A 20,284-nucleotide genomic window follows, 5' to 3' on the forward strand; every position below is an offset into this window, starting at 1 on the left:
GAGACGGGAACTGTTCCGGGTGGAACTGTCGCCGTGGTGGCTGAGCCGGCATCTGCCGAAGCGCTGCGAGAAAGGCTGGTCACGTGTGGCCTCCTGATCGGTGTGTGAACCGAACATAGGAAAGCCATGTTGCAGCGGCGCTGCGTGCGGTGACTCGCTGATTAACTCGGTCTCACGCGCCCACCGGCACCGTCGTGAGATGACGCGTCGACGTCGACGTGCGTCACCAGGTGTCTTCGAGCATCCGCGGTCGGCAGCACAGGAACCCTCCGACCAGCAGAACTGCCACGCATCCGGTGAGCAGTATCAACGGAAGTCCCCATCCACCGGACCGCGTGTGCAACAGCCCGAACAGAATCGGACCGGTCGACGACACCACGTAGCCCAACCCCTGGGTGAATCCCGACAGCGAGGACGAGCCCACCGCAGTGCGCGTCCTGAGGTTGATCAGCGTCAACGACATCGGGAAGGTCATCGTGCCCAGCCCGACCAGACACACCCACAGGACCGTACCGGCCGTCGGCGACCAGTGCAGACCCGCGAAGCCGCCGAGATAACACGCCGCTGCGACCACCACGATGCCGTACGGGTTGCGCACCCGCGCGCAGAGAGTGGGTGCGGCCAGCGACGTGATCAGGCCCATCGCCCCGAACGCGGCCACCGACGCACCCGCAAGGGCTTCGCCGATACCCGCATCGATCAACAGCGTCGGCAGCCACGTCAGCATCGCATAGGTGATCGTGGACGTCATCGCGAACATCAGGACCATCCCCCACGCCAGCGAGGACCGGTGGATTCGGCCGCTCGGCTCCACGTGCACCGCGTCCGATCCGGCCTCGGCCGTCACATCCTTCTCGTCGTGGCCGCGTCGGGCCACCACGACACCGAGCCACGGCAGTGCTGCGGCCAGGCCGACGACCGCCCAGATTCCGATGGACAGCCGCCACCCGTGGGCGTCGGCGACGGGGACCGCCAGCAGAGGCGGCACCATGGTGCTGACCTGCAGGGCGCAGATGTAGATGGTGCTCACCACGGCGAGTCGGTCGGAGAAGTAGCGTTTGACCAGCGGCGGGATGACGACATTTCCGATGCCCATGCCTGCGAGGGCGATCGCGGACAGCGCCAACAACGACGCGGTGTTCGGCGCGAACGCGCGGGTGGCCATACCGATGGTGGTCAGTGCCATGGCCAGCAGAGCGGCCCGCTCGAGCCCCGTGCGCTTGGCGAGAAACGGCGTTGCCAAACCGAACACTGCGAACATCGCGGGAGGCAACATGCCCACGATGCCGATCACCGTGGCACCGAACTCGAGGTCGGTGCCGATTCTGCCGAACAGCGGGCTGATCGAAGTCACGGCGGCGCGCAGAGTCAATGCGGACAGAATGATCGCGGAGAAGACCAGAATTCGCCCGCGCAGGAGGGAGGTGCCGACGATTCGGCCGGCGGGGACGGTGGGCGCACTCACCGCGCAATCATAGGATGACCGGATCATTGGGTGCAAAGTACTACTATCGACGCTGCAATGTCCCCGGCATGAGGAGCCCACGTGCGGCAGGTCCAGCGATCGAGCCTGATATCCCAGGTGACAGCTGCACTGCGCGAGGAGATCACGTCGCAGCGATGGCCGGTGGGTACCCGCATTCCCACCGAACCCGAACTGTGCGAGATGACCGGTACCGGGCGCAACACCGTGCGCGAAGCAGTGCAGGCACTCGTCCATGCAGGCATGGTCGAACGCAGACAGGGTTCGGGCACCTTCGTCATGACGTGCTCCGACCTCGGCGGGACACTGGGTAAGTACTTCTCGGACGCCCGGCACCGCGACGTCACCGAGCTGCGCGAAACCCTGGAGGTCACTGCGGCAGCACTCGCAGCCGACCGACGCGACGACGCCGACATCCGCGCCATGCTGGGTGCGCTGGCCGATCGCAACGCCGCGTGGTCCGACGACACCCCGCTGGCCGATGCCGTTCGGATCGACGCACGGCTGCACCGCGCCATCGTCGCGGCCAGCCACAACGCCATCTATCTGGAGTTCTACGATTCGCTGCTGCCGGTGATCCACGACGCCATGCGACATCACGCGATCGAGCACGACGACGATTACATCGACGAACACACCGCACTCGTGGCGGCGGTCATCGACGGCGACGCAGCCCGTGCGATGCAGGCCGCCAGGTCACTGTTCCACGAACTCTCCGAATCGCCGGCTCGTGCGGTGGAACTATCAGCTCGCGCAGCGGATCTCACAGAATGAGGCGCACCAGATCTGCTGTTCGCGCCAAGCCCGGGAAGGCCTCCGACGTCGATCGCGGGTGAAGCGCGTGGACTGCGAGACGAAACATCAACGCACGCAACAGCATCTGCGGCCATTCCGGAAGATCGTCCCAGCGGCCGACCAGACCGTCGTCGGCGTCACCCCAGGAAAGTGCGTCCACCACGGCCACCCCGGCAGCCCAGGGCGCGGGACGCCAGTACGGGGTGATGTCGCTGATCCCGGGGGCCTCGCTTCCGGAGAACAGAACCGTTCCGAACAGATCGCCGTGCACCAACTGGTCGGGTGATTCGACGGGCTTGCGTAGTGTCGCAAGCTGTTTGACCAATTCCAGACTGCTCTTGCCGTCACTGGACGACGGCTCGGGTGCGCCTGCACCGCGGGCGGAGCGCAGCGGGACCGCCTCCCAGGCAGCCCTGTCGGCAGCCACGAACACGTCCACGTCGGCCCACGGGGCCACGGGAGGCTGAACCAGAAATCGGGGTCGCTCGAGTTGAGCGGTCGCCGCGTGCAACCGCATCGACAACGAGATCACCTCGTCGTGGCGGGGCTCCGGCTCGCCGGCGACGAACGTGTCTGCGCGCCAGCCCGACACGACGTATCGGCCGTCGGTCGAACGCACGGGACGGGCGAGACGAACCCCGTCGACGGTCAACGTCTCGCGTACCTTGGCCGACCACGCGGCTCGGGCATGGTCTGCCACCGGAGACAGGACGACGTCACCCAGACGCCATCCACCGTCCCAGTCCGCACCGAGAGGTGCAGGCTCGACATCGCGCAGCCCGAACGTAGAGATCACGTGCTGAGGAGGTTCGACAGAGCTCACGAACGTCACGCTACCGTCGATCGCGGCACCACTGCGGACGACGCGCACACGGACCGCATCAGTACATGGGCAAACCGGGATCGATCTGCTTGGCCCACTCCACTATTCCGCCGTGCAGATGGGCGGCATCGGAGAAACCGGCACCGACGAGGGCCGAGAGCACCTCCGCGGACCTGATGCCGGTTTTGCAGTAGAGCACGATGGGAATGTGCTGCGGAAGCTCCGCCATCACCGCGCCCGACAGGATTCGATCCTTGGGAATCGAACGCGCACCGTCGATGCGGACGATGTCCCATTCCACCGGCTCGCGCACGTCGATGAGGGCGATCTCGCGTCCGGACTGCATCAGTGCGTGCAGCTCCGCCGGGGTGATCGATTCTCCGGTGGATTCGGTGGCCGGGACCACTCCGCAGAATGCCTCGTAATCGATCAGCTCGGTGATCGGCGTTCGATGCGGATCCCGAGTCAGGCCGACGGTTCGATAGTTCATCGCCAGCGCGTCGTAGATCATCAATCGACCCAGCAACGTCTCGCCGATTCCGGTGATCAGCTTGATGGCCTCGGTCACCATGACCGACCCGATCGACGCACACAGCACCCCCAGCACCCCACCTTCGGCGCACGAGGGCACCATGCCCGGCGGCGGAGCCTCGGGGTACAGGTCGCGATAGTTGATGCCTGCGTCACCGGGCGCGGCGTCCCAGAACACCGACACCTGCCCCTCGAACCGGTAGATCGAACCCCACACGTACGGGATTCCGACCAGGGCGGCCGCGTCGTTGACCAGATATCGGGTGGCGAAATTGTCGGTCCCGTCGAGGACGAGGTCGTACTGCCGAAAGAGTTCGAGCGCGTTCGAGGAGTCGAGTCGAACACGGTGCAGCGCCACCTCGACGCCGTCGTTGAGTTCGAGAATCGAGTCCCTGGCGCTGTCGGCCTTCGGACGACCCACGTCGGATCGGCCGTGGATGATCTGCCGTTGCAGATTCGACAGTTCGACATCGTCGAATTCCACGATGCCCAGGGTGCCGACACCGGCGGCTGCGAGGTAGAGCAGCGCGGGTGAACCGAGCCCCCCGGCACCGACGACGAGCACGCGTGCGTTGCGCAGTCGCTTCTGACCGTCCGTTCCCACATTGGGGATGATCAGGTGCCTGCTGTACCGGGCGACGTCCTCGGGAGTCAGTTCGCCCGCGGGTTCGACCAGAGGGGGGAGATGGACCACGACGCAGCGACGCTCCTCGACTCGACACGACGACCGAGTACCCGGCACGCCACGTTCGAATCTAATCCCCCGGCCCGTCCCGAACCCAGCCGATCAGCCTCGGGGGTAGGGCCACGGATTGAATCGGCACGTCTTGCCGTCCATCGGAACGACTCCCGCGGGGTCCAGTCGCGCGATGTCGTCGTTGGACGTTCCGAACGTCTGCTGCATCATCACCGGAGCGAGCCCGCCGTCGGTCTCGCACGGTTGGTGCTGTTGGTAGCCGATCGCGTGGCCGACCTCGTGATTGATCTGGTACTGGCGGTACGAGCCGATGTCGCCCTGGAACGAGATCGCTCCACGCACCCACCTCGGCTCGTTCAGCACCACTCGCTCGATGCCGGGGTTGTAACAGGAGACCTCGAGCTGGATGTCGTAGCCACAGGCCTGGCGGATCGACAATTGCGACGTCAGCGAGATCCTGAAGTCGGGATCGCCCTGATCGATTCGACGAAATCCGAACCGTGGATCGTTCGTCCAACTCTTGGGGTTGGCGAGGGTCTGATCCACCAATCGGCCGAACGACTCGTCGCCGCCGAACCCGACCGTGTCCACGCCGTCCTCCACCTCGACCGTGTAGGTGAACACCCGCTCGGTCCCCTGACCCACCTGCTCGGTGGTGCCCGGCACGGTGTGCCACGTTCCGGCCCCCTGCACCGCGAACGGACCACCGTCGGGTAGTTCACCCGAGGAGATCGATTCCGCGAAGTTGCCGTCGGCCTGCGGCGGCACGCCGATGACTCCGGTGCCCGAGGTCGTGTCCGCACTCAGGGTGCCGAATCCGGGATCGACATTGGTGGACTGCGCGGCGGTGCCTGTGACGGGGTCACCGGTACGCACGGCATCGAACACGACGAGCGCGGTCACCACGATCAGAATCGGAACCGCGTACGCCCGCCAGCCGTACGTGGACGCGAACTTTCCGAGCTTGCTCTGTTTCCTGATGTCGCGATCCGGTCTGGGACTGCGCTGCTTGACCTCGCGTTGCGTCGGGTCCCACTGCGCGCGGAGCGGTTGATGCGACCCACGACTTCCCACGGTGCGTGGGAAGTCGTCCGACCGATCGTCGTAGCTCTCGCCGACGCCGCCCGACTGCACACCACCGCGGATACGCGGCCCGCCTCGGTCAGTCACTCGATCACGATCTCACAATCCTCACCGCCCGCTGCTCGGCACGCCGATACCGGGAACGGAACTATCGGGTTTTCGGTACGAAAACATCGTACGAACAAACCGCTCGACATGATCCGGTATTGCCCACTTTTCGCAACGGTCCCCCAGGATCCCGTGAGTGCGGGCAGCCACGAGTATCGTTGCCCGTGATCTGCGCTACGAACGGTCCGAACCGACGGCCACCCGCCGGAAGTTCATGCCGGACCGTTCGTTGTCGAACCAAGACGAGCGCAGCTGTCGACGCGGATGGGAACATAATTGATGACAGATCTCGACGACCGGCGGTCTTCCGACCGGCCGGCCACCACCGGCAATCGCCGCGGCGCACGGTTGCCGCGCGATGCCCGTCGGGCGCAACTGCTCGCTGCTGCGAGCGAAATATTCGTGACCCGCGGATATCACGCATCCGGAATGGACGAGATCGCCGAATGCGCCGGTGTCAGCAAGCCGGTCCTGTACCAGCACTTCCCGGGAAAACTCGAGCTGTATCTGGCGGTGCTGCAGAGCTACGTGGACACCCTGATCGCGGGAGTCCGTCAGGCCCTGCGCTCGACCACGGACAACAGGCAGCGCGTTCGCGCCGCAGTGCTGGCGTTCTACGACTTCGTCGACACCGACACACAGGGCTTCCGCTTGGTCTTCGAGTCCGATCTGATGGGCGACCCGCAGGTCAATGCGCGCGTCGAGCAGGCGACGGAAGCCTGCGTCGACGCCGTCTTCGACCTGGTTGCTCACGACTCCGGACTCGATCCGTACCGGGCCCGCGTACTGGCTGTCGGCCTGGTCGGGGCCAGTCAGTTCACCGCTCGGTACTGGCTCGAAGCCGACCGGCCGATCTCCAAGGAAGACGCCGTCGACACCACGGTGTCGCTGGCCTGGGGCGGTCTGTCACACGTTCCCCTGCAGGCACCGTAGGGAACGGACCCACGAACGCAACACGCCCCTCACTCGATCCGAGTGAGGGGCGTGTTTTCGTTCCGCGCGGTCTCAGGCGGTCGCGAATCCGACCTTGCGAGCATCGGACGGACCGATCTCGACGTACGACACCTTGGAAGCCTGAATCAAGAACTTGCGTCCCTTCTCGTCCTCCAACGACAGCACTCCGTCCTTACCGGCGAAGGCGGTCGATACGAGCGCTTCGACCTCGGCCGGGGACTGCGTGCTGTTCACGACGAGCTCACGGGAACTCTCCGAAACACCGATCTTGACCTCCACGGTCAACCTCCGAACTCTCGACAACTCTGCTCACGCCAGGCTAGTGCAGAGGGGTCGCCCCGGATGCCCGACGCCCTGTGCTGTCAGCGAACAGCGCCCAGTGCGGTCAGTCCAGGCCGAGTGAGGACATCCGTTCCGCATGCTGTTCCTGCATGCGATCGAACAGTGCGACGACACCGTTGAGGTCTCCCGACGCGGTGATGACGAGATCGGTCAACGACTCGCGGCGAGCGAGCACGAACTGCGCCTGGGTGATGGCCTCACCGAGGAGACGACGACCCCACAGCATCAGTCGTGCCTTGTCCTGCGAGCTGGCGCGAACCCGGTCGGAGACCTCGTGCACCACGAACTCCGAGTGTCCGGTCTCGGCGAGCACGTCTCGAACGATCTCGGCCACGGCCGGGTCGAGACTGTGCGCGATCTGCCGGTAGAAATCGGCCGCGATGCCGTCACCCACGTAGGCCTTGACCAACGACTCCAACCACGTCGACGGCGTCGTCGACTCGTGGTACTCGTCCAGAGCGCGAACGAACGGATCCATCGAGGCGTAGACATCGAGACCGCGATCCGACAGGGCCTTCTGCAACGTCTCGAAGTGGCTCATCTCCGCAGCCGCCATGCTCGCCAGCGCGACGCGACCCTCCATGGTCGGAGCCATTCGAGCGTCCTCCGCCAGGCGATAGAACGCCGAGATCTCGCCGTAGGCGAGCACCGCGAACAGATCCGGAATGCCGGGGTGATCGTGCGCGATCGCCGGGTCGACCCGGTCCGTTTCCGGCGACTCGACGACGGTGGTGGGTGAAACTGCGGACGACGGCTCCGACGAATGGGCTCCCATGCGGCAATCGTAGTCCGGTGTCGGACCCGTCGTCTCGGCGCGCGCCGGACCTGCCGCGACCTGCCGACAATGGAGAAATCCGTTCGGCAAGCTACCATGGTGCTCGATCGTCGCTCGCGGACCGATGAAACGGACCGAAGAAGCACGCGACGGTCATCGATAATGTGTGCGCACCTGATCCGGGTCGCCTCGACAGCTTCGCCGCAGCGGACATCGCAGTCCGCGGCCGCGCTGAGGCTGACGGCGACATCACATCGGATCGAGGGCATCGACTTCGGCCGGCAATAGGCCTATGCCCTTCCTCGTGCGCACGTTCGAACACGAGGAAGGCCAGTCCCCTGAGCAAGACAGTCATCGACCAAGAGTCCGACACCGGCGACACCACAGTGTCGGCGCACGTGGACGACACGCACGTACCTCCCACTTTCGCCGAGCTGAACGTGGACCCCACCATCGTTCGCGCGCTGTCCGAGATGGGAATCGAGCGCACCTTCGCCATTCAGGAGTTGACGCTGCCGCTCGCCATCGCGGGCGACGACCTCATCGGTCAGGCACGCACCGGAATGGGCAAGACGTTCGGCTTCGGTGTGCCCCTGCTGCACCGACTCGCCACCGACAACTCCGGCACCTCCCCCCTGGACGGCACCCCCCGCGCCCTGGTGATCGTGCCGACGCGTGAACTGTGCGTGCAGGTCAGCTCCGACCTCGAGAACGCGTCGAAGTACCTCAGCGGCGCGAACGGCCCCGTCAAGGTGCTCTCCATCTACGGTGGCCGTCCGTACGAGGCGCAGATCAGCGCATTGCAGAACGGCGTCGACGTCGTCGTCGGCACCCCGGGCCGACTGCTCGACCTCGCCAAGCAGAACCACCTGATCCTCGGCAAGGTCGGGGTCCTGGTTCTCGACGAGGCCGACGAGATGCTCGACCTCGGGTTCCTCCCCGACATCGAACGCATCCTCGGCATGGTCCCCGACAAGCGTCAGACGATGTTGTTCTCCGCCACGATGCCCGGCCCCATCATCACTCTGGCCCGCACCTTCCTGACGCAGCCGACGCACATCCGCGCCGAAGAGGCGGAGTCCTCGGCCGTGCACGATCGCACCGCCCAACACGTCTACCGGGCCCACGCCCTCGACAAGGTCGAGATGGTCGCCAAGGTCCTCAAGGCCGAAGGTCGCGGCGCGACGATGGTGTTCACCCGCACCAAGCGCACCGCGCAGAAGGTCTCCGACGAGCTGGCCGAGCGCGGCTACTCGGTCGGCGCGGTCCACGGAGACCTCGGCCAGGTCCAGCGCGAGAAGGCTCTCAAGGCGTTCCGCACCGGCAAGATCGACGTGCTGATCGCCACCGACGTCGCGGCCCGAGGTATCGACATCGACGACGTCACCCACGTCATCAACTACCAGTGCCCCGAGGACGAGAAGACCTACGTCCACCGCATCGGCCGCACCGGCCGTGCAGGGCGCACCGGTATCGCCGTCACCCTCGTCGACTGGGACGACATCCCGCGCTGGCAGTTGATCGACAAGGCTCTGGGTCTGGGTATGCCGGATCCGGTCGAGACGTATTCGAGCTCGCCGCATCTGTTCTCCGACCTCGACATCCCCACCGATGCCACCGGCACCGTGCGCAAGGCACCGTCGCGTGCCCCGGAGAAGACGGAAGACGACGGCGAGACCAATGCCGCAGCGCCTGCGGCCGACGCGTCGTCGACGACGAAGCCGCGCCGCTCGCGCAGTCGCAGGCGCACCCGCGCAGGGCAGGACGGCGACAACGCCGCAGGCTCTGCCACCACCACGAACGAATCCACTTCCGCCTCGGATTCGGTTGCCGGACAGTCGGATACAACCGACACAGCGACCACCGACACGGCCACCAAGACTGCCCCGCGCCGCCGTAGGCGTCGTCGCCCCAGTGGATCGTCCGCCGATGCCGGACCGTCGACTGCGAGCGCATCGGAGTAACCTCCCGCCGTGCTGGCTCCAGAACGTCGGACGAGAACCGACCTCGTCGTCGCCGCCATCATCGCAGTGGTGGTGGTCGTTGCCGCGAGCATCGCCTGGTTCACCGGTGATGCTCGCGGAACCACATCGATCCCGGCCGAGGAGCCACTGCCTCGAGCCGAACCCGCCGCCGCGGTGCCCACGACGCTCACCGAACTGTGGCGCGCACCGAGCGCAGCGACGGATTCGACGCGAACCCCGTTTCCTGTCGTCACCGGATCCACGGTAGTCACCGCCGACGGGGGTGCCGTCCTCGGCCGCGATCCACGGTCGGGCGAGCAATCCTGGTCGTACACACGCGATCTCCCGCTCTGCTCGGTGGTCGCGTCGTGGAACACCGCGGTCGCGGTCTACCGCGACGGCCGCGGCTGCTCTCAGGTCACCGAACTCGACGGGGCCACCGGAGACCGCAAGGCGCAGCGCACGTCCGACGCCGACGATGCGGTCCGCCTGTCCTCCGACGGCACCTACGTGACATCGAGGGGCGACACCCGCATGGAGCTGTGGCGGTCGGACCTGGTGCGCACCCTCGAGTACGGCCGAGTGGACGCCCCGGTCAATCCGGGAAGTCAGCCGAGAACCGGCTGCACATTGCTGTCCTCGGCGTCGACGAACTCACGAACGGCCGTGCTCGAACAGTGCCCGGGAGAGCCCGCCGCGCGATTGTCGCTCATCAATCCTGCCCCCAAGGACGCCAGTGAACCCGAGGAGTACGGGTCAGCGGTGGTACCGGAACTCGTTCCCGAATCCGACGCACCGACTGCCGGGCGGATCATCGCGATCACGGGCAGCGTTGTCGCGCTGTGGATCCCAGCGAACAACGGCGCGCCCGATCGGGTGGGACTGTACGACGACGCGGCCGCGAGAACCTCCGAATTCGCTCTCCCCGGAGGCTCCTCCCCTACCCCGAACTTCCCTGCAACGAAAGCAGGTTCGGTGCTCACCTGGTTCACCGGCGCGGGAGTCCAGGCGTTCGATCCCGACAACCTCGGCCCTCTGTGGACCGTCCCCGGAGCCCTCGGGAACGGCGCGGTCATGGCCGGACGACTCCTCGTACCCGTACCCGACGGCATATCGGTGGTCGATCTCGCCACCGGTGTCTCGACGGCCGACATTCCGGTCGACCGAGGCGATTACGACGGCCCGATACAGATCACGGTGATCGGCGACGTGGTCGTCGAGCAACGCGGTTCCGACGTGGTCGCTCTGGGCTGACTCGATCTCAGGGGCTTCGTACTACTCCGCCGGATCGTAGGTCTTCAGATCGGCTTTGCCGTCCCAGTGCGCCAGCAGATTCTCGGCAAGTTCTCGATAGGCCTGCGCGCCCTTGTTCTTTCGGCCCGAGAGTACCGTCGCGCCGGATGCACTGGCCTCCGCGAAGCGCACGGTCCGCGGAATCGGCGGCGCGAGCACCGGTAACGAATAGCGGTCCGAGACATCGCCGAGCACGTCCCTGCTGTGCGTGGTGCGAGCATCGAACAGTGTGGGAAGGGCACCCAGAAGCGTCAGATCGGGGTTGGTGATCTGCTGCACCTCGGACACCGTTCGCAACAACTGACCGACCCCTCGATGCGCGAGGGTCTCGCACTGCAGGGGCACCAACACCGACTGCGCGGCGGTGAGGCCGTTGAGGGTCAGTACCCCGAGCGACGGCGGACAATCGATGACGACGACATCGAAATCCTCGAGGATCGGTGCGAGGGCCCGCTTGAGGGCGAATTCGCGACCCGCACGCATCAGCAGCAACGCTTCCGCGCCGGCGAGATCGATCGTCGCAGGCAGCAGCACGATTCCTTCCGCGGTCTCGATCAGGACGTCCTCGACCTTCGCATCCCCGGTCAGCACTTCGTGGACCGAGGAATCGAGCTTGTCCGGGTTGTGCCCGAGCGAGAACGTCAGGCAGCCCTGCGGGTCGAGGTCGACCACCAGGACGCGTCGATCGAGAGCATGCAGCGCAGCCGCGAGCGAAGCCACCGTGGTGGTCTTGGCGACGCCGCCCTTCTGATTCGCTACCGCGAGAATTGTCGTCACGGCCCTGATCCTTGCTTACATCGAGCCGATGAGCGAGGGTTCGGCATCTCTCGGGCGCGTCAGTGCATCGCGATCGGTGCCGCGGACCGCTCGGTGACGTGCTTCGTTCGGGGCAGGAAGAAGGCGGGGACGAACGTGGCGACGATCAGAATCAGCGCGACCATGAAGGTGGTTCCGAACGCCCTGGCCGAGATGTCGAAGGCCTCGACCTGGCTGGTCGCGGTCGATGCGGGCTTCTGCTGAGCGGTCAACACCACCGACATCAGCGCAGTGCCTATGGAACCGGCCGCTTGCTGAACGATGTTCATCAACGTCGAGCCGCGGGCAACCGTGTCGTCGGTCAGTGTCTGCAGCGCGGCCGTCATGATGGGCATCATCGTCGAACCGAGGCCGAGACCCATGACGAACAGTGCGCCGATGAGCAGGGTGTAGGACGTGTCGGTGCCGACCTGGGTGAACACCGTCATCCCTGCGGTGATGAGCACCATTCCCGCCAGCACGATCCTGCCGGGACCGAACTTGTCGGCGATCACTCCGGCGATCGGCATCGCGATCATCGCGCCGATGCCCTGCGGTGCGAGCAGCAGCCCGGCAGTCAACGTCGTTTCGCCGCGAAGCAGGAAATAGCTCGGGAACAGCAGTCCCGCGCCCATGAAGGCGACCATGAACAGCGTGGTGGTGATCACGGCCACGGTGAGCGATCGGTTCGCGAACAGCCGTAGATCGATCAGCGGATGCTGCACACGCAGGGCATGAAAAACGAACAGGACGATCAGCACGAGCCCGACGATGACCGGGACCAGTACCTTCACCGCGAGAACGGTTTCGGTTTCGACGACCGAGGACGCGCCGTAGAGGAACAGGGCGAGGCCGGGCGAGAGCATCAGCATGCCGCGGAAGTCGAAGGATTCGGACGGAGTCGGGTTGTCCCTGGGAAAGATCACCACGGCCGCGATCAGGGCGAGTATGCCGATCGGCAGGTTGATGAGGAAGATCCAGTGCCAGCTCGCTGCCTCGATCAGCCAGCCGCCGAGGATGGGCCCTGCGATGGGACCGATGAGCATCGGAACACCCAACACGGCCATCACCCGCCCGATTCGCTCGGGACCGGCGGCGCGCGTCATGATCGTCATGCCCAGCGGCATCAGCATGCCGCCGCCGAGACCCTGCAACACCCGGAAGGCGATGAGCGAGGTGATGTCCCAGGCGAAGCTGCACAGCACCGAACCGAGGACGAACAGCACCAGCGCGGTGATGTAGAGGCGCTTGGTACCGAACCGATCGGCAGCCCAACCGGTCAGAGGTATGACGGTCGCCAGAGCGAGCGTGTAGCCCGTCATCGTCCACGCGGCGTTGGCGTAGGTGGTGTCGAACACGTCGGTGAACGTCCGGAGTGCGACGCTGACGACGGTGACATCGAGAATCGACATGATCGCCCCGAGCACGACGACACCGGCGATCTTCAGCAACGCGCCGTCGAGCTTCTCCGGAGCATCGGACGACGCGGGCTTCTGCAGGTCGGTCATGGTTCTCCAGGAGATGAGAAGGAAGTGTGAGGCACGACGGGAAGAGCTGTGTTGCCCGAGGCAGCGAAGATTCGCCCCGAGAGTAACCGGCCGGTAGGTCCGTACTCAATCGACAAATCGGACACATCCGCAGGCCACCTATGACAAGGGCCACATCCCGAGAGCGGGCATGATCGTTCCATGACCACACACGGCGGCGTCGAGGCCGGCAGAGTCGTTCTACTTCGGCACGGTGAGACCGAATGGGCGCTTGCCGGCAAGCACACCGGGAACACCGACGTCCCTCTCACGAGTTCCGGCGAGCGACAGGCCGTCGAGGCCGGATCGCTCCTCCGACTCCTGAAGCTGCGCGATCCCCTGGTGATCACGAGTCCGCGAGAGCGCGCCCGTCGAACTGCCGAGCTCGCAGGCCTGGAGGTCGACCGGACGTGGGATGCGTTGTCGGAGTGGGACTACGGCGACTACGAGGGCATCACCTCGACGCAGATCCACGAGACGGTGCCGCACTGGACCGTCTGGACGCATCCGTGCCCGGGTGGTGAGTCCATCGGAGACATCGCAGTGCGCGTCGAACTGGTGCTCTCGGTGGTGCTGCCACTGTTGAGCGGCCGCGACGTCGTGTTGGTCGGCCACGGCCACTTCTCGCGCGCGCTGATCGCCGGCTGGACAGAGGCCCCCATCACCGAGGGCAAACGCTTCGCACTCTCACCCGCCGCGTATTCGTTGCTCGGTTTCGAGCATTCGTTTCGCCAGCTCGTTGCGCACAACGTGCACCCGTCGATTCTCACCGCTGCCACGGCACCGAAAGGAAACCCAGGATGATTCGCCGCGCCACCGAGGCCGATGTTCCCGCCGTCACCGCTCTCGTGCACGAACTGGCCGCGTACGAGAAGTCGTCCTCGCTGTGCACCGTTCGAGACGAGCAGCTTCGTTCTGCGCTGTTCGGGGCGCAGCCGTCGGTGTTCGCACACGTCGCCGAGCACGAGGGGACGGTGGTGGGGTGCGCGCTGTGGTTCTTGAACTTCTCCACGTGGGACGGCGTCAACGGAATCTATCTGGAGGATCTCTACGTGCAGCCCGCCGCACGCGGAGAAGGCCTCGGAACGGCACTGCTCGCGGCGTTGGCTGCCGAATGCGTCGATCGGCAGTACACGCGTTTGGTCTGGTCGGTTCTGGATTGGAACACCCCGTCGATCGGGTTCTACCGATCACTCGGAGCAGAGCCGCAGGACGAGTGGACCACGTTCCGCCTGACCGAGACGGCATTGGCAGAGCTGGCCACCCGGGCGCGTTGAACGACCACCTCGGCGGAATCAGTCGTCGACGTCGCTGTATTCGGCGGCCATCCACCGAGAGGACGGCGGGCTGAACAGCAACACGAGCACGCCGACGACAACTACTCCGAGGGCGATGCCGTAGACGGTTTGATGCGATCCGGTCAACAGTGACCACACGACGGGCAGCAGCAGCAGCTGTACGACGGTGGCGATGGACCTTCCCCAGCGTTTTCCGAGTACCAGGGCGATGCCCGCCGCCCCGACTCCGATACCGAGGACACCGAACCATCCCGCGGTGCCGTAGCCGTTGGCCACGGCGTTGTCCCCTTCTCCGGAGAACGCTCGGACGAGAAGAATGAAGGCGGCCACCAGCGACGCCACGCCTTGCGCTGCGACGAGCGCCCCGGCGGATCGGAACGTGGCCGGCGGGGTGAGGTTCTCGGGTGAGGTGGACACGCGACCAGCCTAGGCAACCGGGAGTGGAGCCTGCGGAACGACCCGAGGTGACGGGAGTGGAGCCTGCGGAACGACCCGAGGTGACTGGAGTGGAGCCTGCGGAACGACGCAGGTGACCGGAGTGGAGCCTGCGGAACGACCCCGTTAGTGTCAGTGCTCGTGCGTGCGCTGCTGATCGTCAATCCCAATGCGACTTCTACGACGGCTGCGGCTCGGGATCTGTTGGCTCATGCGTTGTCGAGTCGGGTGCGGGTGACGGTTGCGCAGACGACTCATCGTGATCATGCGTCGGAGCTTGCTCGGGGTGCCCGTGAGGACGGGATGGGTCTGGTGATCGTTCATGGTGGTGACGGGACGGTCAACGAGGTGATCAACGGGTTGCTCGGGGTGCCGTTGCCGACGTCGATGCAGGCGGTGACGATCGGTGCGATTCCGCCGATTGCGGTCGTTCCCGGTGGTAGTGCGAATGTGTTCGCTCGTTCGCTGGGTATCGAGGCGGATCCGGTGGCGGCGACGAATCAGTTGATCGGCCTGCTCGATGCACGGGCGCGGCGGACGATCGGGTTGGGGCACTGCGACAACCGTTGGTTCACGTTCAACGCGGGTATGGGTCTGGATGCGGACGTGTGTCGGGCTATCGATGCCGGGCGCAAGGACGGCAAGCCGGTGTCTGCGACGCGTTATGTGCGGTCGGCGGTGCAGGAGTTCTTCAAGCACAAGCGGCAGCCGGCTCGGTTGACGGTGGAGGTTCCGGGTCAGGATCCGTTCGAGGGTGTGCACTATGCGTTCGTGTCGAATTCGAGTCCGTGGACGTATTTGAACGAGAGGCCGGTGCACACCAATCCGGGTACCGGTTTCGATTCGGGTCTGGGAGTGTTCGGCATGCGTTCGACTGCATTGCTCCCTACCTTGCGGGTGTCTCGCCAGTTGCTGGCCAAGGGCGCAGAACCGAAGTCGCGCAAGCTGATTCGGATCGATGATGTGCCGAGTGTCCGAATTTCGTCGGCGGAACCGGTCGGTTTGCAGATGGATGGCGACTATCTGGGCGAGCGCACGGAAGCGGAGTTCTTCTCCACTCCCGACGCGCTCGAAGTGGTCGCGCCGGGCAGGTGAGGGCCGCCCGTCCTGGGCATATGCGGCAACACACAACGCTGTTCTGGGGAAACCACGAGCGAAATCCGTTCACTCGGGGTACAAAGGAGCGCAGAAGGCTAAAGCGAGCCTAACAGAGTGAGCTTGACCACGGTCACGCGCGTACCCCTTGACTTCACCTGAGTTCGTGAAAGCATTCACAAGCAACAGTGCGGAAACATTGGTTACCCACTCGTGAACAGAAGAGAAACGAAACGGCGCTTCGGCGCCCGGTAAGGAGCAGAGGATGGACTGGCGCCACAAGGCAATTTGTCGCGATGAAGATCCGGAACTATTTTTCCCGGTGGGAAACAGTGGTCCGGCGCTCGCGCAGATCGCCGATGCCAAAGTCGTCTGTACTCGGTGCCCCGTCACCGCTGAATGCCTGTCCTGGGCACTCGAATCCGGCCAGGACGCAGGAGTATGGGGCGCAATGAGTGAAGACGAGCGCCGTGCTCTCAAGCGACGCAACGCACGTACGCGCGCACGCAGCTCCGTCTAGGACGCACACGCAGCAATCGGCAAGGCCCGGTACCCGCTCAGCGGATACCGGGCCTTCTGCGTTCCACGGATCGTCGGCGGGCTCGTTACACACTGTTCACCGAACGTGCATCAGGCCCTCGGCACACGCCGCCCCAGAGGAACTCTCAACATCGCGTCGGTTCCCCCTCCCGCCGCCGGATGCAGACCGAGCGATCCGTTCAACTCCACCGATACCAGCGTGCGCACGATCTGCAGTCCGAGACCGTCCGAGCGTTCCAGGGAGAACCCCGTGGGCAACCCGCGCCCGTCGTCGTGGATGACAACATCGAGCCACTTCGCGGACCGGTCCGCTCCGATTCGGACGACACCCGCAGAACCGGCGTCGAATCCATGCTCCATCGCGTTCTGCACCAGCTCCGTGAGCACCATCACCAAGGGCGTCGCCCGTTCGGCCGAGAAGACTCCCAGTTTGCCCTCGCGCACCACTCGAACTCTCGGGTTGACCGTCGCTATGTCCAACATGATGGGCACCAGACGATCGACGATCTCGTCGAGATCCACTTCCTCGTCCACCGACATCGACAGCATCTCGTGCACGAGTGCAATGGACGTCACCCGACGAACCGACTCGGACAACGCCGTCCGCGCTTCCTCGTTCTCGAGTCGACGAGACTGCAGCCGGAGCAGCGCCGCCACCGTCTGAAGGTTGTTCTTCACCCGATGATGGATCTCTCGGATGGTCGCGTCCTTGCTGAGGAGGGCTCGATCGCGTCGCTTCACCTCGGTGACATCGCGGATCAACACAGCCGCACCGGCCGACCTCCCCCGGGGCTGCAGAGCCAACGTACGCACGAGAACGGTGGCACCGCGTGCATCGACCTCCATCCGGTGTCCCACGTTGCCGCTGAGCGACGATCTGATGTGGTCGGCCACTTCCTGTGAGTCGAACGGGTCGGTGACCAGAGATCGCGTGACCGACGCCAGATCTCGACCGGACAACTCCGTCGTCAGTCCCATCCGGTGGTACGCCGAGAGGGCGTTGGGACTGGCGTAGTCCACCCGCCCCTCGGTGTCGACGCGAATGAATCCGTCGCCCGCTCGCGGGGACGAGTTCACATCGGTCCGCTCCTCCGGGGTGGGAAACGTCCCTTCGCTGATCATCAGACACAGGTCGTCGGCACATTCCCGATACGCGACCTCTAGTGCACTCGGCGGACGAAGCTGCGCGGGATTGGTGTCTCGGGTCAGCACCGCGATGACGTGCTCCCCGCAGCGCACCGGAATGCTCTCGGTCCGGGTCACCACTCCTCCGTGCACTATTTGCCGCTGCTGCAGCGCGACCATCACGTCGGGGTGCTCGGACTCGGAGATCGTCGTTCCCACGATGTCGTGCGTGAAGACCGTGGGCGCAGTGGTCGGCCGGCACTGAGCCACACACAGCACGTCGGCAGTCCCACTGGCCACGTCATCGGTGCCGACCCACAGCAGCACGTCGGCGAACGACAGGTCGGCCAGCAGCTGCCACTCCCCCACGACTCGTTGCAAGTGGTCGACCGCGACACCGGGGAGGTCGGTGTGCTCGGCCAGAAGGTCACTGAGGGTCGACACGACAGCTCACGTGATCACTGCTCAGGACACGACGGCGATGAGGTCGCCCTGCTGAATGACGTCGCCCACCGCGACGTCCACCGATGTGACCGTCCCTGCCGTCTCGGCCAACACGGGAATCTCCATCTTCATCGATTCCAGGATGACGAGGGTGTCACCGACCTCGACTGCGTCGCCTCGGGCCACGACCACCTGAAACACCGTGGACACCATCTCCGCACGAACGTCCTCGGACACCGGCGAACCCCTCTCTCACGTCACCACGAACTGCGCAGACCACCCACCGGAGGCCAGGCCCGTCACAGTAAGCCAATCACACGTGGGAGACTGTAGTGAACAAACGAGAGGAGCCCATCATGGGAAAGCGTGGACGTAAGAAGCGTGCTCGTAAGGGCAACAAGGCCAACCACGGCAAACGTCCGAACAGCTGACGGTTTGCCACAAGCGACGAGGGGCCGAGAAGCTACTGCTTCTCGGCCCCTCGTCGTCGTACGAACTGCGGTTATTCGGAGTCGGTCTGACGAATCAACACCGTCCGTCGGATCTCGACGCTCAGTCGCTCGCGCAACCCGGCCGGTGCCTGGTCTCCCCCGCATTTGCGCGAGATGAGCCGCTTGACCTTCTCTTCGATTCCATATGCCTCGAAGCAGGATCCGCATTCGTCGATGTGCTTCTGCAGACGGGTCCGGCTCGCTTCGTCGCATTCGTTGTCGAGCATCACCCACACGTCCGCGATCACCGCCGAGCAGTCGAGCCGCTCGAACTGTGCGTCGCCTTCGTCCCGGCCGTCGATCTTTCCGGTGCCCGTCACTGGACTACCTCCTGCTCGTGCCGGTCGACTGCGCCGTCCCGGTTGAATCCGCGCTCCCGTGCAACCCCGGCCAGCAGGCCTCGCAGTTGCTTGCGTCCGCGGTGCAGACGCGACATCACCGTGCCGATGGGCGTGCCCATGATCTCGGCGATCTCCTTGTACGGGAATCCCTCGACGTCGGCGTAGTACACAGCCATCCGGAATTCCTCGGGCAGAGACTGCAGCGCGGCTTTGATGTCGTCGTCCGGCAGCGCGTCCAGAGCTTCCACCTCGGCGGATCGCAACCCTGTCGACGTGTGTTCGGCGGTGGCGGCGAGCTGCCAGTCACTGATCTCGTCGGTGGGGTACTGAGCGGGCTGACGCTGCTTCTTGCGATAGGAATTGATGTAGGTGTTGGTGAGAATTCGGTACAGCCATGCCTTGAGGTTCGTGCCCTCACGGAACGATCGGAACGCCGAGTAGGCCTTGACGAACGTCTCCTGAACCAGATCCTCGGCGTCGGCAGGGTTACGCGTCATTCGCAGAGCTGCGCCGTAGAGCTGATCGAGCATCGGCAACGCGTCGCGCTCGAAGCGCTCGGTCAACTGTGCCTCGGTCTCGGCAGCCCTGCGCTCCGCGATCGCCTTCTCGTCGTCCACGTCAGCGACGGGATTGCTGGCTTCTGTCACGCTGATCCCTTCGATAGCTTCCACCGCCCAGGCTACGGCGCCCGTAGTCGGCTTCTGCGAAGAGATCACCCCCTTCAACACGAGGGGACGTCCCGCGGTCAGCACTGCCATTCGTCATTCCTTCCGCCTGCATCCGTATCTGTCGTTACACAACACGGCGTCGTCCCGTCGTGTTCCCGCTCGGTCGCTAGAGTCCGGTGAATGGCTGCGTCCACACCCGCTCTCGCGCTGCTCACCTCACGAAAGGTGGCGCACACCGTGCACTCGTACGACCACGATGCTCGGGTGCAGTCCTACGGCGAGGAGGCCGCCCGGATACTCGTCGATCGGCTCGGCGTTCGACCCGAACAGGTCTTCAAGACGCTCGTCGTGGAACGAGCAGATCGCTCGCTGGCGGTGGCGATCGTTCCGGTGACGGCGATGCTCTCCCTCAAGGCCGCGGCCGCTGCGCTGTCCACCAGGAAGATCGCGATGGCCGACAGGGCTGCCGCCGAGCGCTCCTCCGGGTACGTCTTCGGCGGTATCTCACCACTCGGGCAACGCAGATCCCTGCCCACCGCGATCGACGACTCGGCTCTCGGCTTCGAGACGATTCTGTGCAGCGGAGGTCGCCGGGGACTGGAAATCGAACTCGCACCAGCCGATCTCATCGGGCTCACCCGTGCCACAACCGCGCCCATCGCCGCGCGCTGACATCGA

23 protein-coding genes are annotated in these 20,284 nt (G+C 65.2%); 10 read left to right on the forward strand and 13 right to left on the reverse strand.

The window, feature by feature from the left end; genetic code table 11:
- Positions 1-223 precede the first annotated feature (223 nt).
- Positions 224-1,465, reverse strand: coding sequence for an MFS transporter (locus tag CH273_RS21680; RefSeq protein WP_045199967.1), 1,242 nt, complete (start codon positions 1,463-1,465; stop codon positions 224-226).
- Between the two features lie 81 nt (positions 1,466-1,546).
- Here CH273_RS21680 and CH273_RS21685 point away from each other — a divergent pair, with 81 nt between their 5' ends.
- Positions 1,547-2,257 carry a FadR/GntR family transcriptional regulator gene (locus tag CH273_RS21685; RefSeq protein ID WP_032397682.1) on the forward strand — a complete coding sequence of 237 codons (711 nt, stop codon included), beginning with the start codon at positions 1,547-1,549 and terminating at the stop codon, positions 2,255-2,257.
- Here the strand turns inward: CH273_RS21685 and CH273_RS21690 are convergent.
- The 3 genes from CH273_RS21690 to CH273_RS21700 all read right to left on the reverse strand — a co-directional run bounded on the left by CH273_RS21690 (position 2,247) and on the right by CH273_RS21700 (position 5,499).
- Complete coding sequence (locus CH273_RS21690) at positions 2,247-3,101, reverse strand: TIGR02569 family protein (protein ID WP_032398302.1); 855 nt, start codon at positions 3,099-3,101, stop codon at positions 2,247-2,249. The two genes, CH273_RS21685 and CH273_RS21690, sit on opposite strands and share 11 nt — an antisense overlap.
- 58 nt (positions 3,102-3,159) lie before the next feature.
- Positions 3,160-4,326, reverse strand: a complete 1,167-nt coding sequence (gene moeZ / locus CH273_RS21695) for an adenylyltransferase/sulfurtransferase MoeZ (protein ID WP_032398301.1) — start codon at positions 4,324-4,326, stop codon at positions 3,160-3,162.
- Positions 4,327-4,419: 93 nt separating this feature from the next.
- Positions 4,420-5,499 carry a DUF3152 domain-containing protein gene (locus CH273_RS21700; protein WP_032397681.1) on the reverse strand — a complete coding sequence of 360 codons (1,080 nt, stop codon included), beginning with the start codon at positions 5,497-5,499 and terminating at the stop codon, positions 4,420-4,422.
- A gap of 300 nt (positions 5,500-5,799) precedes the next feature.
- On the opposite strand from CH273_RS21700, the gene CH273_RS21705 reads away from it, so the two are divergent.
- A complete protein-coding gene (locus CH273_RS21705; protein WP_032397680.1) occupies positions 5,800-6,453 on the forward strand; it encodes a TetR/AcrR family transcriptional regulator in 654 nt (217 codons plus the stop codon).
- A 72-nt stretch (positions 6,454-6,525) separates the two neighbouring features.
- Here the strand turns inward: CH273_RS21705 and CH273_RS21710 are convergent, their stop codons facing one another.
- Positions 6,526-6,753 (reverse strand): DUF3107 domain-containing protein, encoded by a 228-nt coding sequence (locus tag CH273_RS21710; protein WP_032397679.1) that lies wholly within the window; start codon positions 6,751-6,753, stop codon positions 6,526-6,528.
- Positions 6,754-6,859: 106 nt separating this feature from the next.
- Positions 6,860-7,591 (reverse strand): ferritin-like fold-containing protein, encoded by a 732-nt coding sequence (locus CH273_RS21715; protein ID WP_032397678.1) that lies wholly within the window; start codon positions 7,589-7,591, stop codon positions 6,860-6,862.
- Positions 7,592-7,875: 284 nt separating this feature from the next.
- On the opposite strand from CH273_RS21715, the gene CH273_RS21720 reads away from it, so the two are divergent.
- Both CH273_RS21720 and CH273_RS21725 read left to right on the forward strand, forming a co-directional pair.
- Positions 7,876-9,555, forward strand: coding sequence for a DEAD/DEAH box helicase (locus CH273_RS21720; RefSeq protein ID WP_032398300.1), 1,680 nt, complete (start codon positions 7,876-7,878; stop codon positions 9,553-9,555).
- A gap of 9 nt (positions 9,556-9,564) precedes the next feature.
- Positions 9,565-10,809, forward strand: coding sequence for an Rv3212 family protein (locus CH273_RS21725; protein ID WP_032397677.1), 1,245 nt, complete (start codon positions 9,565-9,567; stop codon positions 10,807-10,809).
- A gap of 21 nt (positions 10,810-10,830) precedes the next feature.
- Here CH273_RS21725 and CH273_RS21730 read toward each other — a convergent pair whose 3' ends face one another.
- Together CH273_RS21730 and CH273_RS21735 are read right to left on the reverse strand one after the other, a co-directional pair.
- Positions 10,831-11,625, reverse strand: a complete 795-nt coding sequence (locus CH273_RS21730) for a ParA family protein (RefSeq protein ID WP_032397676.1) — start codon at positions 11,623-11,625, stop codon at positions 10,831-10,833.
- Between the two features lie 59 nt (positions 11,626-11,684).
- Positions 11,685-13,151 carry a DHA2 family efflux MFS transporter permease subunit gene (locus CH273_RS21735; RefSeq protein WP_032397675.1) on the reverse strand — a complete coding sequence of 489 codons (1,467 nt, stop codon included), beginning with the start codon at positions 13,149-13,151 and terminating at the stop codon, positions 11,685-11,687.
- 180 nt (positions 13,152-13,331) lie between these two features.
- Between CH273_RS21735 and CH273_RS21740 the strand changes: the two genes are divergently transcribed.
- Positions 13,332-13,973 (forward strand): acid phosphatase, encoded by a 642-nt coding sequence (locus tag CH273_RS21740; protein ID WP_052050254.1) that lies wholly within the window; start codon positions 13,332-13,334, stop codon positions 13,971-13,973.
- On the forward strand, positions 13,970-14,446 hold the full coding sequence (locus CH273_RS21745) for a GNAT family N-acetyltransferase (RefSeq protein ID WP_032397674.1): 477 nt from the start codon (positions 13,970-13,972) through the stop codon (positions 14,444-14,446). The genes CH273_RS21740 and CH273_RS21745 overlap by 4 nt, the downstream gene beginning before the upstream one ends.
- 18 nt (positions 14,447-14,464) lie before the next feature.
- Here the strand turns inward: CH273_RS21745 and CH273_RS21750 are convergent, their stop codons facing one another.
- The gene (locus CH273_RS21750; RefSeq protein ID WP_032397673.1) at positions 14,465-14,884 is read right to left on the reverse strand and encodes a hypothetical protein; all 420 of its coding nucleotides are present in this window, start codon (positions 14,882-14,884) and stop codon (positions 14,465-14,467) included.
- A 159-nt stretch (positions 14,885-15,043) separates the two neighbouring features.
- On the opposite strand from CH273_RS21750, the gene CH273_RS21755 reads away from it, so the two are divergent.
- Together CH273_RS21755 and CH273_RS21760 are read left to right on the forward strand one after the other, a co-directional pair.
- Entirely contained in the window at positions 15,044-15,997 is a 954-nt protein-coding gene (locus tag CH273_RS21755) for a diacylglycerol/lipid kinase family protein (protein ID WP_032398298.1), read from the forward strand.
- A 265-nt stretch (positions 15,998-16,262) separates the two neighbouring features.
- Complete coding sequence (locus tag CH273_RS21760; RefSeq protein WP_032366305.1) at positions 16,263-16,517, forward strand: WhiB family transcriptional regulator; 255 nt, start codon at positions 16,263-16,265, stop codon at positions 16,515-16,517.
- Positions 16,518-16,627: 110 nt separating this feature from the next.
- Here the strand turns inward: CH273_RS21760 and CH273_RS21765 are convergent, their stop codons facing one another.
- Together CH273_RS21765 and CH273_RS21770 are read right to left on the reverse strand one after the other, a co-directional pair.
- Positions 16,628-18,106 (reverse strand): sensor histidine kinase, encoded by a 1,479-nt coding sequence (locus tag CH273_RS21765; protein ID WP_032397672.1) that lies wholly within the window; start codon positions 18,104-18,106, stop codon positions 16,628-16,630.
- Between the two features lie 21 nt (positions 18,107-18,127).
- A complete protein-coding gene (locus CH273_RS21770) occupies positions 18,128-18,343 on the reverse strand; it encodes a biotin/lipoyl-binding carrier protein (protein WP_008717734.1) in 216 nt (71 codons plus the stop codon).
- 119 nt (positions 18,344-18,462) lie between these two features.
- On the opposite strand from CH273_RS21770, the gene CH273_RS28500 reads away from it, so the two are divergent.
- Positions 18,463-18,537 carry a 50S ribosomal protein bL37 gene (locus CH273_RS28500; protein ID WP_370878772.1) on the forward strand — a complete coding sequence of 25 codons (75 nt, stop codon included), beginning with the start codon at positions 18,463-18,465 and terminating at the stop codon, positions 18,535-18,537.
- A gap of 71 nt (positions 18,538-18,608) precedes the next feature.
- Here the strand turns inward: CH273_RS28500 and rsrA are convergent, their stop codons facing one another.
- Both rsrA and CH273_RS21780 read right to left on the reverse strand, forming a co-directional pair.
- Positions 18,609-18,917: a mycothiol system anti-sigma-R factor gene (gene rsrA, locus CH273_RS21775; RefSeq protein ID WP_179275529.1), complete on the reverse strand. Its 309-nt coding sequence runs from the start codon at positions 18,915-18,917 to the stop codon at positions 18,609-18,611.
- Positions 18,914-19,696 carry a sigma-70 family RNA polymerase sigma factor gene (locus CH273_RS21780; RefSeq protein ID WP_230596997.1) on the reverse strand — a complete coding sequence of 261 codons (783 nt, stop codon included), beginning with the start codon at positions 19,694-19,696 and terminating at the stop codon, positions 18,914-18,916. Before CH273_RS21780 ends, rsrA begins: the two co-directional genes overlap by 4 nt.
- A 90-nt stretch (positions 19,697-19,786) precedes the next feature.
- Here CH273_RS21780 and ybaK point away from each other — a divergent pair, with 90 nt between their 5' ends.
- Positions 19,787-20,278, forward strand: a complete 492-nt coding sequence (gene ybaK / locus CH273_RS21785) for a Cys-tRNA(Pro) deacylase (protein WP_032397671.1) — start codon at positions 19,787-19,789, stop codon at positions 20,276-20,278.
- Positions 20,279-20,284 lie beyond the last annotated feature (6 nt).

This window comes from Rhodococcus sp. 05-339-2, from assembly GCF_002258965.1.
In the GTDB taxonomy this organism is placed as follows: domain Bacteria; phylum Actinomycetota; class Actinomycetes; order Mycobacteriales; family Mycobacteriaceae; genus Rhodococcoides.